General features: G+C 31.5%; 21 protein-coding genes. 19 read left to right on the top strand and 2 right to left on the bottom strand.

What is annotated here, in order from left to right; genetic code table 11:
- The 14 genes from FLAK523_RS09930 (at position 1) to FLAK523_RS09865 (ending at position 11,172) form a co-directional block, all read left to right on the top strand.
- Positions 1-435, top strand: coding sequence for a response regulator (locus FLAK523_RS09930; RefSeq protein WP_248902992.1), 435 nt, complete (start codon positions 1-3; stop codon positions 433-435).
- A 212-nt stretch (positions 436-647) separates the two neighbouring features.
- Positions 648-1,481 (top strand): ice-binding protein, encoded by an 834-nt coding sequence (locus FLAK523_RS09925; protein WP_248902991.1) that lies wholly within the window; start codon positions 648-650, stop codon positions 1,479-1,481.
- A gap of 209 nt (positions 1,482-1,690) precedes the next feature.
- Positions 1,691-1,885 (top strand): hypothetical protein, encoded by a 195-nt coding sequence (locus FLAK523_RS09920; protein WP_248902989.1) that lies wholly within the window; start codon positions 1,691-1,693, stop codon positions 1,883-1,885.
- Positions 1,886-2,060: 175 nt separating this feature from the next.
- Positions 2,061-3,704 carry a murein L,D-transpeptidase gene (locus FLAK523_RS09915; protein WP_248902987.1) on the top strand — a complete coding sequence of 548 codons (1,644 nt, stop codon included), beginning with the start codon at positions 2,061-2,063 and terminating at the stop codon, positions 3,702-3,704.
- Positions 3,705-3,919: 215 nt separating this feature from the next.
- Positions 3,920-4,300 (top strand): hypothetical protein, encoded by a 381-nt coding sequence (locus FLAK523_RS09910; protein WP_248902985.1) that lies wholly within the window; start codon positions 3,920-3,922, stop codon positions 4,298-4,300.
- A 26-nt stretch (positions 4,301-4,326) separates the two neighbouring features.
- Positions 4,327-4,548 carry a hypothetical protein gene (locus tag FLAK523_RS09905; protein ID WP_248902983.1) on the top strand — a complete coding sequence of 74 codons (222 nt, stop codon included), beginning with the start codon at positions 4,327-4,329 and terminating at the stop codon, positions 4,546-4,548.
- Between the two features lie 238 nt (positions 4,549-4,786).
- The gene (locus tag FLAK523_RS09900) at positions 4,787-4,972 is read left to right on the top strand and encodes a general stress protein CsbD (RefSeq protein WP_248902982.1); all 186 of its coding nucleotides are present in this window, start codon (positions 4,787-4,789) and stop codon (positions 4,970-4,972) included.
- Positions 4,973-5,031: 59 nt separating this feature from the next.
- Positions 5,032-5,475, top strand: coding sequence for a peptidase M23 (locus FLAK523_RS09895; RefSeq protein ID WP_248902979.1), 444 nt, complete (start codon positions 5,032-5,034; stop codon positions 5,473-5,475).
- Between the two features lie 123 nt (positions 5,476-5,598).
- Complete coding sequence (locus FLAK523_RS09890) at positions 5,599-5,751, top strand: lmo0937 family membrane protein (RefSeq protein ID WP_248902977.1); 153 nt, start codon at positions 5,599-5,601, stop codon at positions 5,749-5,751.
- A gap of 18 nt (positions 5,752-5,769) precedes the next feature.
- Positions 5,770-6,015 carry a YtxH domain-containing protein gene (locus tag FLAK523_RS09885; RefSeq protein WP_248902975.1) on the top strand — a complete coding sequence of 82 codons (246 nt, stop codon included), beginning with the start codon at positions 5,770-5,772 and terminating at the stop codon, positions 6,013-6,015.
- A gap of 352 nt (positions 6,016-6,367) precedes the next feature.
- Positions 6,368-8,056 (top strand): Ig-like domain-containing protein, encoded by a 1,689-nt coding sequence (locus FLAK523_RS09880; RefSeq protein WP_248902973.1) that lies wholly within the window; start codon positions 6,368-6,370, stop codon positions 8,054-8,056.
- 11 nt (positions 8,057-8,067) lie between these two features.
- Positions 8,068-10,092 (top strand): OmpA family protein, encoded by a 2,025-nt coding sequence (locus FLAK523_RS09875; RefSeq protein ID WP_248902971.1) that lies wholly within the window; start codon positions 8,068-8,070, stop codon positions 10,090-10,092.
- Between the two features lie 203 nt (positions 10,093-10,295).
- On the top strand, positions 10,296-10,613 hold the full coding sequence (locus FLAK523_RS09870) for a hypothetical protein (RefSeq protein ID WP_248902970.1): 318 nt from the start codon (positions 10,296-10,298) through the stop codon (positions 10,611-10,613).
- A gap of 91 nt (positions 10,614-10,704) precedes the next feature.
- Positions 10,705-11,172 (top strand): hypothetical protein, encoded by a 468-nt coding sequence (locus FLAK523_RS09865; RefSeq protein ID WP_248902968.1) that lies wholly within the window; start codon positions 10,705-10,707, stop codon positions 11,170-11,172.
- A gap of 150 nt (positions 11,173-11,322) precedes the next feature.
- Here the strand turns inward: FLAK523_RS09865 and FLAK523_RS09860 are convergent, their stop codons facing one another.
- A complete protein-coding gene (locus FLAK523_RS09860; protein ID WP_248902966.1) occupies positions 11,323-11,640 on the bottom strand; it encodes a hypothetical protein in 318 nt (105 codons plus the stop codon).
- 277 nt (positions 11,641-11,917) lie between these two features.
- Here FLAK523_RS09860 and FLAK523_RS09855 point away from each other — a divergent pair, with 277 nt between their 5' ends.
- From FLAK523_RS09855 to arsB, 5 genes are all read left to right on the top strand, one after another.
- Complete coding sequence (locus tag FLAK523_RS09855) at positions 11,918-12,163, top strand: heavy-metal-associated domain-containing protein (RefSeq protein WP_248902964.1); 246 nt, start codon at positions 11,918-11,920, stop codon at positions 12,161-12,163.
- 187 nt (positions 12,164-12,350) lie between these two features.
- Complete coding sequence (locus tag FLAK523_RS09850) at positions 12,351-12,683, top strand: helix-turn-helix transcriptional regulator (RefSeq protein WP_248902962.1); 333 nt, start codon at positions 12,351-12,353, stop codon at positions 12,681-12,683.
- A 27-nt stretch (positions 12,684-12,710) separates the two neighbouring features.
- Positions 12,711-13,181, top strand: coding sequence for a DUF6428 family protein (locus tag FLAK523_RS09845; RefSeq protein WP_248902960.1), 471 nt, complete (start codon positions 12,711-12,713; stop codon positions 13,179-13,181).
- Positions 13,182-13,201: 20 nt separating this feature from the next.
- Positions 13,202-13,834 (top strand): low molecular weight phosphatase family protein, encoded by a 633-nt coding sequence (locus FLAK523_RS09840; RefSeq protein ID WP_248902958.1) that lies wholly within the window; start codon positions 13,202-13,204, stop codon positions 13,832-13,834.
- Positions 13,835-13,836: 2 nt separating this feature from the next.
- The gene (arsB, locus tag FLAK523_RS09835; protein WP_248902956.1) at positions 13,837-14,901 is read left to right on the top strand and encodes an ACR3 family arsenite efflux transporter; all 1,065 of its coding nucleotides are present in this window, start codon (positions 13,837-13,839) and stop codon (positions 14,899-14,901) included.
- Between the two features lie 145 nt (positions 14,902-15,046).
- Here arsB and FLAK523_RS09830 read toward each other — a convergent pair whose 3' ends face one another.
- Positions 15,047-16,009 carry an arginase gene (locus tag FLAK523_RS09830; protein ID WP_248902954.1) on the bottom strand — a complete coding sequence of 321 codons (963 nt, stop codon included), beginning with the start codon at positions 16,007-16,009 and terminating at the stop codon, positions 15,047-15,049.

The following is a 16,009-nucleotide window of genomic DNA, read 5'->3' as shown; positions in this document are numbered from 1 at the left end:
GTGGAAAACGAAAACAAAATAAAACTTTTCTTGGTAGATGATGATGCTTTATTTTTAAAATCATTAGAAATTGAATTTATGGAAAATGCAGATTTTACCATTGAAACCTTTGCAACTGGGGAACTTTGCATAGCGCAATTATCTAACAATCCTGATATTATCATATTAGACTATCAACTGGATGGAATTGATCAAACGGCAATGAACGGAATAGAAACCTTAGATAAAATAAAGGCTTTTAATCCAAACATACCCGTTGTGATGCTATCTTCTCAAGACAAAATTGAAGTAGCCGTAAACTGTATGCACCATAAGGCTTTTGACTATGTTGTAAAAAGTGAAACTGCATTTATGCGATTGCAAAAAATAATTTCAGCCATTTTTGAATATAGAAAAATGAAAAAAGAATTAAATTGGTATATGGATAGGATGTAAGATCCTGTGTGTTTTAAACCTCAATATACTAAAGTTTAAAAGGGTGATTTTTATCAATAGATAAAAATCACCCTTTTTTTATTAAGAAAAAACATTGAAAAAGAGTAACATATGTGAATTTCACAACTTTTGGCCATTATATAGCAACAAATTTGCATTTAAAAACCTCAGTTTTGTCTTGTGATAAATAAATCACATTTAAATACCATATTATGAAAATATTAAAAACAATACCGGTTTTGGCAGTACTTTTTGTTGGGTTAATGTCGAGTTGTAGCAATGATGCGGAAGAGTCAAGCGAACCAATAGTGGCAAATTCAATCTATGAAACATCAGCAGTAACATCACAGAAATCCTCTACGGACAAATCTGCTTCAATTTTAAAAAATAGCCAATCATTGGAACCCGTAAATCTTGGTATTGCAGGTGATTTTGTGATTCTTTCAAAAACAGGTATTACGGATGTATATAAATCTGACGTTACAGGAGATGTTGGAGCAAGCCCTATTACAGGAGCAGCTATACTTTTAAAATGTGATGAAGTGACTGGTACAATATATTCAGTTGATGCAGCTGGACCAGATTGCAAAGTAACTAATGCTACACGTTTAACTGTAGCGGTAGGTGATATGCAATCAGCATACACTAATGCTGCTGGTCGTATTAACCCTGATTTCTTAAATTTAGGTGCAGGAAGTATTGGTGGAAGAACACTTACACCAGGATTATATACTTGGACGAGTTCACTAAATATCCCTACAGATATTACAATTTCAGGTAGCCCAACTGATGTTTGGATATTTCAGGTTGCAGGAAATCTTAATATGAGTTCTGCCGTTAGAATTACCTTAGCTGGAGGTGCACAGGCCAAAAACATTTTCTGGCAAACATCTGGTGCAGTTACTCTTGGAACAACCAGCCATTTTGAAGGAAACATATTAAGCCAAACAGGTATTAATTTAAAAACAGGAGCTTCAATAAACGGAAGAATGTTAGCGCAAACTGCTGTAACTCTTCAAATGAACACTGTTGTAATGCCAAAATAATATACAGTAATCTATATAAATATTAAGAGGCATTCGGAAGAATGCCTCTTTTTTATTGTCTAAAAGTCACTTGGGAAAAAAGTGTGAATGATGTAACTCTTAAGTAAAATTGTGTAATGCTTTATAAAACAAACTTACGCAACTTTGTATGGATTAACTGGATGAAATACAAAACCTTCATCAACAACAAATATTTAAAATATAATATTATGAACTTAAAAAGAATCTTTGGAGCTTTGCTCACAGCCCTAGGAATAGGAGGACTTATATACACAGCAGTAGTTTTAACGAATACAACAGGTAATACAGAGGATATAAAAAAACTAATCATTTATGGAATTCTTGGTATTGTCTTCTTCACATCGGGCATCAGCCTTGTGCGTACAACAAAAGACGAATCATAAGTAAATCATTATTGGAATCTAGTATTGTTTAATGAGTGTTAAAGGAAGTAAAACAAAATGTAGCTTTTTCACTTTATATCAAAATATAATTTTCTATATTCGAAAATATATTTTCTCCTCTTGTTCTACATAAACATTTTGTAAAAAATGTCTTTTTGTCTAATATAGTATAATTATGAGATTCATTCGAATATTTTCAAATACATTCATAAACAAAATATTTATTTTTTTATTTATTGCCATAACAATATTGGGATGTAAAAAAAAGGAACCTAAAGAAACTATAAATTATACTAATTTAATTATAGAACAAGATTCAATAAATTCCTATTTTAATACATTTCCTGAAAGTGACTCTATTATAAATGAGGTAAATCAATTTTATAAAAGTAGGGATTATCAATATGCTTGGTTCAATGAAAAAGGAATAAAAGCGGCAGCACCAATTTTCAACAATAAAATTCAAAATTACAATGCTGATTTTAATGACCCTAGTTTTAAAAACAAAAAATTAGACTCCCTAATCAGTCTTTTTTCAAAAGACCGTAATTCTTCTCTAGCCACTGAAAAAAACGTAAGAGAATTGGAATTTTTACTAACAACCACTTTTTTTAGGTATTCCCATAAGGTGTATGGGGGAATCACAAAAAATACTCACGGACTGGAGTGGTTTATACCTAGAAAAAAGAAAAATTATCAAAAACTACTTGATTCTTTGGTTACTTTAAATAAAGGAGAAACCGTCCTGGAACCAGTAAATAAGTATTATAAAACGCTAAAGCAAAAATTAAAAGAATACCGAGGAATTGATAAAAAAGGAGGCTTTCATAAAGTAGTTACCACAAAAAAAATAATAATTACAACTGAAAGTGATTCGTGTTTAATAGCTGTAAAACATAATCTATTCTTAACAGGAGACTTAAAATTTAATGATAAAACGATTGTTTTTACCGATCAATTAGCCAAAGCGGTTGCCAATTTCCAACACCGTATGGGATTGAATGAGGATGGAAAATTAAACGATAAAACCATTACCGAGATAAACAGGCCTGTTGAATATAGAATTAAACAAATGATGTTGAATCTGGAGCGCTTAAGATGGGTTCCGGTAGAGATGGAAAACGAATACCTACTTGTCAATATTCCAGAATACAGACTGCATATTATCGAAAACAACAAGTTAGTTTGGTCAACAAATGTTGTGGTTGGTAAAGATGTAAATCAAACGAATATTTTCAAAGGAAACATTTCGAGTATCATCCTTAATCCGTATTGGAATATCCCCAATAGTATCATAAAGAATGAAATAGTGCCACATATGATAAAGAATCCTGATTATTTGGCCACAAATAATATGGAAATCCTTTCTGGCAAAGAAGTCATAGATCCTTCAACAATCAACTGGAATGAATACGAAAAAAATGTTCCTTTTAGAATCCGACAAAAACCAGGAATGGATAATGCATTAGGAAAAATGAAATTTTTATTCCCTAATAGTTATAGTATTTATTTGCACGACACACCTTCAAAGAGTCTGTTTGGACAAAATAAACGAGCTTTTAGCCACGGATGCATCAGAGTTGAAAATCCAAAAAAATTAGCATTGCATATCCTTCGAAAGAATAAAACTTATAATTTAGAAAAATTAGATACTATTCTAAAAACGAATGAAGAATATGGAATAAAAATTAAGCCATCAATACCGGTATACATAGTTTATTTCACCTCTTGGGTGGATAGTGCAGGTCAATTAAATTTTAGAAATGACATCTATAATTTAGATAAACAATTGGCAAACGAAATTTTTGAAGATTTATAATATTTATTTTTTGGTTGGGGGGAGGCAGTCTTTTATAGACTGCCTTTTTTTTGTTCCAAATTTAACCTGCATTCAAAATTTATTCGTAAAAACAAGTGAATATTATAACTTATCACTAATTTTATATAACACATTACACAACAAACATCCTGATCTTTAATTTTTTAGAAATACAATAATGAAAATAAAAAATTTCATTATTAAAAACACAAATTATGAAAGCAACAAAAAAACTAGGGATTTGGATGGATCATTCTATAGCATACCTAATGGAGTTTACATCAAATAAATTTGTTATAAACACCATAGAATCAAAATTCATACTTAATGAAAATGGACAAAATTTGATATGGCCTGAAAATTTTATTCGCACAATAGATCAACAACTCCTTATAACTTATTATAACAAGATAAGTGAAATAATTAAAGATTATAAACTAGTCATTCTTTTTGGACCTAATAATGCAAAAATAGAACTGTTTGATGTCTTAAGTGAAGATGAACGTTTTGTGAAAATAAAAGTAGAATTTAAAAACACAGAAAAAATGAACGAAAATCAAAAATACGACTTCGTAAAACTCTACAAATCAACATAATAATTTATATAAAAAAAAACAATAAAATGAAAACAAAATCTATTGGAATAGTATTAATTATAATAGGAATAATAATGACAATCTACACTGGTTTCAATTATGTAACTACTGAAAAACTAGTCGAAATAGGTCCTATAAAAATAAACCAAGAAGTAAATCATCCTGTGCAATGGACACCCATTATTGGTTTAATAATAATCGCTGGAGGAATTATATTAGTAGCACGAAGTACTGGTAAAAAAGCATAGAACATAAATGATCTCAAATATCCTTTTGCCTTAAGCAACCCTATGATTACAAATTGGGCATAAACTATATATTTAGAACAAACTAATTACAATGCATTAAAGGCAATATAATATTCAACCAAATATTTAAATATGTAAATAATATAAATTCTCCCAATAGTTATATAACACTTTTCATCACTAATCATATCACCTTTGTATTATTGTAAAAACACTTTCACAATAAAAATTCAATGTAATGAATAAAGCAAAAATAAATGAAAACTGGGATGAACAAAAGAGAAAACTAAAACAAAAGTTTGCTGCTTTAAATGAAAATGATTTGCTATTTGTAAAAGGAAAGAAAGAAGAAATGATGGAGAACCTTCAAAAAATACTTGGTAAAACAAAAGAAGAGTTAAATCTAATAATTGAAGGGCTTTAATTTGAATTTAAAATACAAAATCAAATTTTTAAAAATAAATCATAAATAAAATCCACAAAATGAAAAAGACAATTTATTCGCTAGTATTTACTTTGCTTATTGCAGGAACTGGATTAACAGGCTGTAAGTCTTCAACAAAAGAAGAAATTGAAGCTGAACTAAAGGTAGAAGAAGCAAAAGACAATTTGGTGGAAGTGAAAAAAGAGGCAAGTGCCGAAGAATGGAAAACTTTCGAGAAGGACACTGATTCAGTAATCAATATAAATAAAATTCGCATCGCAGAATTAAAATTGAATCTTAAAAAAACGGGGAAATCAATCGATGCAAATTACAATGAAAAGATTGAAGTCTTAGAACAAAAAAACAAGGATTTAAAATCAAAAATGGATACATATAAAAACGATGCTTCCAATGATTGGAAATCTTTTAAAAATGAATTCAATCACGATATGAATGAACTAGGAAATGCATTAAAAGATTTTACGGTTGATAATAAAAAATAATTACCAATTGCCATTTCATTTGCAATACAGCCTGAAATCTATTACGCTAAAAAATGTTCAGAACTAACCTATAAAATATATCTCTTTCTTATTTGTTTTTTTTAACTTTTAAAACTAATTATTATGAGCAATCTACTTTACACTATCGCAGTTATTTTAGTCTTTTTTTGGGCATTAGGTTTCTTTGCCTATAACTTAGGATCTATTATCCATATCCTTCTTGTAATCGCAATTATCGCCGTATTATTAAGACTTATTCAAGGAAAAAAATTATAATCATTAAATATCAAAATTATGAGTTCAAGTAAAATAGTATTAGGAGTATTAAGTGGACTAGCTGTTGGAGCAATAGCTGGAATCTTGTTTGCCCCAAATAAAGGATTGAAAACCAGAAAAAAAATTATGTCTAAGAGCAATGATCTTGTCGATGAAATGAAAGAAAAATTTGAATCGATGATAAAAAGACAAGAAAACATTTGGCAAGATGAAAAAGATTTGATTAAAGAAGGAGTGACAAAGTTAAGCTCCTTAAATAAATAACTTAAGGTTTAAGTGCCGCTTTCTATAAATCAATAAATAGCGCCAATAGCTTTCATAAATATTCAAAAAACTGTGGTTAGTTTTTTTTAAAGAAAATCGGGGATTCAAAACCTCGGTTTTTTTTTGTTTATACCAAAATAATTATTTGGAAAAATGGTACTTACTCCTACTAAATCATAATTACACATTTTATATAATTATTAAAAAAACACAAAGTATAATTCATTTTAAAGGCATTTATTATTTAAAATGTGTGAATAATACAACTCTCCCCTAAAATTGTATAATACTTTAAAGCAATCTCAAACTCATCTTTGTACTAAAATAATTTAACTCCAAAAATAAAATAAAAATGAAAAATCTATTATCTACCATTGCAATACTATTTATTGCATTAATGACGGGATGTGCAAAGGATGATTTCGTTGAAACCATTGGTATATGCCCTACTGTAACAATTACCAGTCCAGCAAATGGTACTATTAATGTTCCTTTAGACAGGGTAATATCAGTAACGTTTAACAAAGAAATAAATGCAGCTACTGTTACACAATCTTCATTTACTTTACAAGGTACAAATCAAGTAGTTGGGACAATTTCAGTTTCAGGAGCAACTGCAACTTTTACACCTAATGGTTCACTCGCTGCTAACACTACTTATACTGCTAAAATCAACACTTCTGTTAAAGACCTTTCTGGTAATGCAATACAAGAAAATTTTATATGGACCTTTAGCACTGGTGGAACATTAACACCTATGGTAGCTTCTACAGATCCTGCAAATAATTCTACTGATGTATTCCTTAACAAGGTTGTATCAGCGGTATTTAATATGCCAATGAATCAATCTACTATTAACAATTCTAACTTTACACTAAAACAAGGTACAACAACAGTAACAGGAACCGTTTCATACAATGGTACAACGGCTTTTTTCACGCCTTCAACTCCTTTTACTGCAAATACTGATTATACAGCTACAATTTCAGGAGCTAAAAATGTTCAGGGAACAACTTTAACTAGTCCTTTTATATGGACATTTAAAACAGGATCCACAATAGCACCTAAAGTTGTAAGTACAAATCCTTTGGATAATGCGACTAACGTAGCGACAAATAAAGTAGTAAGCGTAACATTTAGTATGCCAATGGATTTATTGACATTAAATACTACAACATTTACTTTAAAAGCAGGAACTAATACAGTTTTAGGGTCAGTTACCCATAATCTTGCTGGAGATACCGCTTTTTTCACTCCTTCAAGTGCGCTTTCACCAAATACTACTTATAAAGCAACAATTACAAATGCGGCAAAAAGCGGAACAGGTATTTCTTTAGCTAATGAATATGTTTGGGAATTTAATACTAACGCAGTTATTGTAGGTTCTGTTGTAAATCTTGGTTCGGCTGAAAGATTTGGAATTTTATCAGGTGTTGGAGTAAGTAACAATGCTGGATTTAGTGAAATACGCAATATGGATGTTGGAATTAGCCCTGGTGTTCGTTCTTCAATCACTGGATTTCCACCTGCAATTATTGTAAACGGAGCGATGTATGCCTCTGATGATATAGCTCCAGTAGGAATCCCTGCGATGTTAACACAAGCTAAACAAGATTTAACTAATGCCTACCTTTTTGTCGAAGGAGCATCTTATTCTGCACCAATTACGGTATCAGGAGATCAAGGTGGAAAAACACTTGTTGCCGGTATTTATAAATCAACATCTACTCTTTTAGTACAAAATGGAGATTTAACCCTTTCAGGTAGTTCAACTGATGTTTGGATTTTTCAAGTAGCGTCTGCTTTTACAACTGTAGGTGGAGCTGGTGGAAACATAATCCTTACTGGTGGTGCTCAAGCTAAAAATGTGTATTGGCAAACAGGTAGTTCAGCTACCATAGGTGACTATACTTCTTTTAAAGGTAATATTTTAGCATTACAGTCTGTAACAATGGGGGCTTACTCTACTGCTGTAGGTAGAATGCTTGCCAGAAATGGAGCTGTAGTAATGACACATACTAATATTATCACTAAACCGTAAAACAAAAACAAATGAAAATAATAACTAATAATAAAATGGGATCACGTAAAACGTGGTCCCTAAATAATCTCCCAGTTAAAACTCTTATATTATTGCCATTGGTGTTGTTAAATTTCCAAACTTCACTTCAAGCACAAGAATTACAATATTCTAAACCTTCTTGGAGATTTGGTCTTGCTGGTGGAGCAAATTATAATATCTATGGTGGTTCAACTAACAAGTTGAGTAACGATTTTACACCTCCGGCTACTTTCCATGATGGAAAAGGTTTTGGGCTATTTATTGCGCCTCTTGTGGAATTTCACCCAGAAGATTCAAGATGGGGATTTATGTTTCAAGCAGGTTATGATAATCGAAAAGGAAAATTTGACCAGGTTCCTACAGCTTGTGACTGTCCAGCAGATTTATCAACAAACATAAGCTACATAACTGTTGAGCCAAGCTTACGTTTTGCTCCTTTCAAATCTAATTTCTATATGTTTGGTGGTCCACGATTAGCTTTTATAAAAGATCAGTCGTACACTTACCAACTTGGAGTTAATCCTGCTTTTCCTAATCAGGCAGTTAGCCCTGAAGTAAAAGGAGATTTTAGTGATGTCAATAAAACTGTTATTTCAATGCAAATTGGAGCTGGATTTGATATACCTCTTTCTTCTCAAAATCAAAAAACACAATTTACACTTTCTCCGTTTGTGTCGTTTCACCCCTATTTTGGACAAAACCCACGTTCTGTAGAAACAATGAACATTTCTACCGTTAGAGCTGGTGTTGCGCTTAAATTTGGACAAGGAAGTTTAATTGAAAAGCCTGAAGACGTTTTATCTCCGGATACAGAAGTTCAATTTTCGGTTAATGCTCCCAGTAATGACCCTACAAAGCGTCGCGTAAGAGAAGTGTTTCCACTTCGTAACTATGTGTATTTTAATACTGGTTCAACTGAAATTCCAAACCGTTACAAAACTCTTAAAAAAGAAGAGGTTTCAACCTTTAGTGAAAGCCAACTGGAAATGGTGACTCCTATAAACCAATCAGGTCGTTCAGAACGACAAATGAATGTGTATTATAATGTCATCAACATCTTAGGAGATCGTATGACTAAAAATCCTTCTACTACTATTGTACTAGTAGGTTCATCCGAAAAAGGTTCAGAAGACGGCAAGAAAATGGCCGAATCTGTGAAATTATATTTGGTAAACACATTCGAAATTAATCCTTCTAGAATTAATACAAAAGGGCAGTTAAAACCAACTATTCCTTCTGGGAAAGCAGGTGGAACGCTTGAACTTGATCTTTTAAATGAAGGCAATAGAAGAGTATCTATCGAAAGTAGTTCTCCTATTTTATTAGCAGAATTTCAAAGTGGTCCTGATACTTATAATTCATCTGAGACAGTGGCTTTAAAAGAAGCGCCTCTTTCAAGTTATGTAGTTGTTGATGCAAAAGGAGCTAACGAGGCTTTCACTGTATGGTCTATACAAGTTATGGATGAAAATGGTAAAACACAATCTTTTGGTCCTTATACACAAGAAAGCGTGAGTTTACCAAGTCAATCAATTTTAGGAAATCGTCCTGAAGGAGACTATACTATTACAATGATAGGCCAATCTAAAAGCGGAAAAGTTATTAGTAAAGAAACTAAAGCACACGTTGTAGCTTGGAAACCAGCAAAAATAGAAGATGGTCTAAGATACAGCGTCATTTTTGAATTCAATGAGTCAAAAGCCATTAGTATTTACGAAAAATACTTAACGGATGTTGTCGCTCCCAAAATTCCTAAAGATGGAACTGTAATTATACATGGTCATGCTGACATAATTGGAAATGATGATTATAATTTAAAATTGTCTCAATCCAGAGCTGATGAAGTTAAAAACATAATTAAAAATGCTTTGGCAAAAACCGGAAGGAATGATGTTAAATTTGAAATAAGTGGTTATGGTGAAGATTTGAACTTCTCCCCTTTTAAAAACAAATTTCCTGAGGAACGTTCTTATAACCGTACAGTTATAATTGACATTTTCAATTCAGGTAAATAATAAAAATACCAATATTATAATTTAAGATTAGAAAAAGGACAGGAACTTAAAAACCTGTCCTTTTTTTGCTTAAAAATTACCCAATTTCCAACATTCATTTAATGTGTGAATTTTGTAAATCGCACCAATAAATGTGTAACATTTTATATTTGAATGTGTTCCATCTTTACATTATAAATTGAACCATTTAAAAACAAAAAAATATGAAAAAATTTCCACTTTATTTAATGATGATCGTTTTGTCGTTAAGTATGTTCCCAACATCAATTATTGCTGCTGAAAAAAATCCAACAACATTAGTAACTGACAACAAAGAAGTACCTGCAGAGGTTAAAGTAATGTTAGCCCGATTAGATGAAATTAAAGCAATGGATAAATCTTCAATGAGCCGCATAGAGAAAAAAGAACTTCGTAAAGAAGTACGTACTCTTAACGCTAGTTTGAGATCAACAGGAAACGGAGTTTATTTATCAGTAGGTGCTGTAATCATCATCATACTTTTACTTATTCTACTTTTATAAAATATTTATAAAGTTAATATCCTATTACAAATCAGTAAGTGGTATAAACTTAATATTTAAGCAAAAGAATAATTAATTAAAACAATACAAAATGAAAACTTTAAAATTAATCACATTAGGAATCTTTATGTTATTTGTATCGAATGCGGTACAAGCACAACTTAATGTAAATGTACAAATAGGCACTGCGCCATCATGGGGACCTGTAGGTTACGCATCAGCAGATTACTATTATTTACCAGATATTGAAGCTTATTATGATATCAGACAAACACAATTTATATATCTAAACAGAGGAAGCTGGATTCGATCTAGAAACTTGCCTGGAAGATATAGAAACTATGACTTAAACAGAGGATATAAAGTTGTTTTGAATGACTATCACGGTTCAAGACCTTATGGTTCTTATAAAATTCACAAACAAAAATATTACAAAGGATATAAAGGTAAGCCTCAAAAATCAATTGGAAAAGGAAATGGAAACTACAACAAAAATGGAAACCATAACAATCACAATGGAAAAAAAGGAAACAAAGGAAATGGTAACAAAAAACATTAAATACCCTTTGAATAGATAGTTGCTAAATACCACGTATTCAATTAATAAGTAAAAATATCGGATTTAAAAATCCGATATTTTTTTGTTTTATATTTATTCGAAACGTATAAATACTAGGGTTTATATAAAATTAAAGGATGTGTTTTTTTTTCAATCCGTATTCTCTTCAAGGTTATTGTGATTATCACCGCCTATACTGTAATGATTATTTTCCTCATCCTCACTTCCTATATTTTCCTGGGCATCATCTAGTTCTGAACCAGGAATATCTAAATCACCGCCAGACATATCTTCTTCAAAATCCTTTTCATTTAATTTTCTACGATTATTAATTTCAACAGGAATTTTCTTTTTGGTAATATCTTCTGGGTTAATATCTCCCTCTTTATGAAACTTGTTATAAATATCTTCACTAGGAGGATACAATAAAGAATCAGGTACTTTGTTCTTATCATCTTTCTTTTCCATAATATCATATATTTAGTTGATTACAAGCACACTAAGATAATGAATTAAAAAATAAACATCAGTAATACTTTTTAAAATATCAAGTAAAAATAGATAGTTGACGATATTATTTTTAAATTATTCGAACAAAATTATAAATACTAAACTATAAAACTTATGTATTAAAAAAGTGGTTCTAATTTCAATAATTATACATCTTAAATGATTAACTTTAAGCTATTAAACCCAATCTTAAAATTTAAACAAAGAAGCATTAATAATCTTAAACAATAAAAAGATGAGCTTATTATCAGACAATGTAATTCCAGGAAAGCAAGGTAGAATTTTTGGAACGAATGCAATGGAAGAAAAAGATATGCTGGATATTAAAAACAGCTTATTGGAAATGGAAGGGATAAGTTATGTCGAAATAAATACCCTGATTTTCCCTAGAGAATTTACAGTTCAATCAACCAAAATAGTTGCTGTAAATGATATCGAAAATAAAGTGAGATCAATAGGATTTCATGTTATTCCAAAATAAAATAACTATTTCATTACCCATCATAAAAGTCCTATAGAATTTAGGATTAAAACAACTTCTTTACAATTACATTAATCCAATCAGGAGAATGGCCTGAATTGTTTTATTCAAAACTTTACAAAATTTTATATAAACTATTTGTTTTTCATAAATCTATATCGTAATATTGCAATATAAATATATAACGATGGGGATTACTAAATCAGAACATTTCACAGAGGAGCAAAACGAATTGGCAATATTAGCAAAAGCCATTGGTCATCCCGCAAGAATAGCAATCATCCAACACCTTCTAAAAGTGGAAAGTTGCATCTGTGGAGATATTGTAAATGAATTACCATTGTCTCAGCCTACCGTTTCCCAACATCTAAAAGAATTAAAAAACGCCGGACTTATAAAAGGCAATTTTGAAGGAAATTCAATATGCTATTGTCTCAACGAAGAAGGATTCAATAAAATAAAGCACTTTTTTACAAACATAAACAACTACCTAGAAAACAAAAAAAATCAATGTTGTTGATTTTTAATAAAATAAAATATTATACCTATGAAACTATCAGAAATTAAAACACAGTTAGCTACATTAGATACAGTAGCATTTATATTACCAAATGGAACGTATGTACCAGAACATTTTCATGTAACAGAAATAGGTTTTATCACAAAGAACTTTATCGATTGTGGTGGAAAAGTAAGAAACGAAACCGTGGTGAATTTTCAATTATGGGATGCCAATGATTTTGAACACCGTCTTAAACCACGAAAACTTTTAGACATTATTGCGCTATCTGAAAAGGTGTTGGGAATTGAAGATTTCGAAATTGAAGTGGAATACCAAGCGGAAACGATTGGGAAATATGATTTGGATTTCAACGGCAAAGATTTTATACTAGTAAACAAACAAACGGCTTGTTTAGCATTAGACCAATGTGCAATTCCAACAGAAAAACAAAAAATAAACCTAGTTGAAGTTTCAAGTCAAACGAATAGCTGTACTCCAGGCGGAGGTTGTTGTTAATCAAACATTCGATATTTAAAATGATACCATCAAAAACTAAAATATTTTCTTTAATCGAAAAGGAAGTACTTTCATTTCATCCAGAAAATATAGTACAAGAACGAAGAGACATTTTGCAACCGCTTATTGAATATATCCAAATTAAAGTAAGCAATCAAGCAGAAATCCGACTTAACTTTATATGTACCCATAATTCAAGAAGGAGTCATTTATCTCAAGTTTGGGCGCAAACAGCAGCATCTTATTTTAATATTAGTAATGTTTTTTGCTATTCAGGTGGTACTGAAGCTACTGCTTTGTTTCCAATGGCGGCAAAAACATTAGCTAATTCAGGATTTAAAGTAAAAACGCTATCTGAAGGAAACAATCCTGTTTACAGCATTAAATACACTGATAACGAGCATCCTATTATTGGTTTTTCTAAAACCTATGATGATGATTTTAATCCTCAAGCGGAGTTTGCGGCAATTTTAACTTGCACTCAAGCTGATGGCGGTTGCCCATTTATTGCGGGAGCCGAAAATAGAATTGCAATCACTTATGAAGATCCAAAAGCTTTTGACAATACACCGCAACAAACCGAAAAATATCATGAAAGAAGTATGCAAATTGCTACTGAACTATTTTATGTATTCTCACAAATAAAAAAATAAATATGTCCGTAAATAATTGTGCTCCGGCAGCAGAACGAAAAAAATTAGGCTTTCTGGATCGAAACTTAACCTTATGGATATTTCTGGCAATGGCTGTTGGTGTTGCTATAGGAAATCTAATTCCTTCCAGCGGAAATTTCATCAACTCTTTTTCCAGCGGAACGACTAATATTCCGCTCGCCATTGGATTGATATTAATGATGTATCCCCCACTCGCCAAAGTCAAATACGAGCAAATGGGAGAAGTGTTTAAAAACACAAAAGTATTGGGCGCTTCCCTGTTTCTAAACTGGGTTGTGGGTCCTATTCTAATGTTTTTATTGGCTTTGTTTTTCTTAAATGGATATCCTGAGTACATGATAGGTGTCATTCTTATAGGACTTGCCCGTTGCATTGCAATGGTAGTCGTTTGGAATGATCTTGCAGACGGGAACAGGGAATATGCAGCAGGACTGATTGCCTTAAACAGTATTTTTCAGGTATTCCTTTACAGTGTGTATGCTTATGTGTTTATCACTGTACTTCCACCCTATTTTGGTTACGATGGTTTTGAAGTCAACATCAGTATCGGGCAAATTGCCGAAAGTGTCGGAATCTATTTAGGACTTCCTTTTGCATTGGGAATCATAAGTAGATATGCTCTTATTAACTTAAAAGGAGAAGACTGGTTTCAAAATAAATACGTACCGTTTATTTCGCCAATAACCTTAATTGCATTACTTTTTACCATTGTGTTAATGTTTAGCCTAAAAGGAGAATTAATCGTGCAAATTCCTATGGATGTTCTTCGAATTGCCATTCCGCTCGTAATCTATTTTGCAGTGATGTTTGTCTTGAGTTTTTTCATCGGAAAATATTTTGGTGCCGATTATTCTAAAAGTACAGCCATTGCATTTACGGCCACTGGAAATAATTTTGAGTTGGCTATTGCTGTTGCCATTGGTGTATTTGGCATCAATAGCGGACAAGCATTTGCTGGGGTTATTGGACCGTTAGTAGAAGTTCCGGCCTTAATAGCATTGGTGAACGTGGCTTTTTGGTTTCGAAAAAAATATTATAGCAATTAGTATTGAATACTTTACTCACTAGCCGCTTTTTTATTTCCAACAATAAAACTATGCTATAAAAAAATCCCAAAATCTAATAAAAGATTTTGGGATTTTCATTTTCCGACAATAAGTATATAAACTGCTTTTCTATCTTAAAATATAATTATTCTAAAGGTAAAACTATCGCAGAGGTAATTTGCTCCAATACTTGAAAAGCAGTTTCCGCCATCTTATTTCCTTTTGTGTCCAGTAGAGGATTTACTTCAACAACTTCAACGCAAACTACTTTTTTGCTTCTCAATAATTGATTGATAATATCAATTACTTCATATTGATCAAAACCTTTTGCTACAGGTGTTCCTGTTCCATAAGAAATCATATCACAATCCATTGAATCCACATCAAAAGAGATGTAAATCATATCACAACTTGATAATTTAGCCAAAGACTCAGCTACACAGGTTTGCAAACCTCTATAACGTACTTCGTCCACTTTATAGTTCTTGATACCGTATTTTTCTATTTGCTTATCTTCAGGCTCTTCAGTATCACGAACACCAAAAAATATGATGTTTTCAGGAAGTATTTTAGCTCCGGGACAACCAATGTTTTTCATATCTTCCCAATGCTTTTTCGTTTCCGGAACAACTTCATTTACCTGACAACTTAAATTGTCATCACCAATAGCAGCTGCCAAAGGCATACCATGAATATTTCCAGATGGTGAAGTATAAGGAGAATGTAAATCAGCATGCGCGTCAATCCACACAACTCCAAGAGTTTTTGTTGGATACATTGCTTTTATCCCACTAATTGTTCCTAATGCCGAAGAATGATCTCCAGATAGAACAACAGGGAAATATTTAGCTTCAAGATTGTGTTTTACAGCATATGAAACTCTTGTACACTGCTCTACTACATGCTCAATCCTTTTAGCAAAATTATTTCTGTTTTTATCGTATATACTTTCGTTATGTGATTTAACATCTTCAAACTCATGTAAATTGAAATAATTACTATTCTGATTGATAGCTGCAATTTCGATAGCATCAATTCCTAAATCAGAACCTCTAGTACCAGCGCCTATATCTGACCGGTTTTTAATTATTTTTATATATCGTTCCAT

This window comes from Flavobacterium sp. K5-23, assembly GCF_023278045.1.
Lineage (GTDB): Bacteria > Bacteroidota > Bacteroidia > Flavobacteriales > Flavobacteriaceae > Flavobacterium.
Note: the sequence above shows the minus strand (reverse complement) of the source record. Positions and strands in the feature narration are given on the sequence as shown.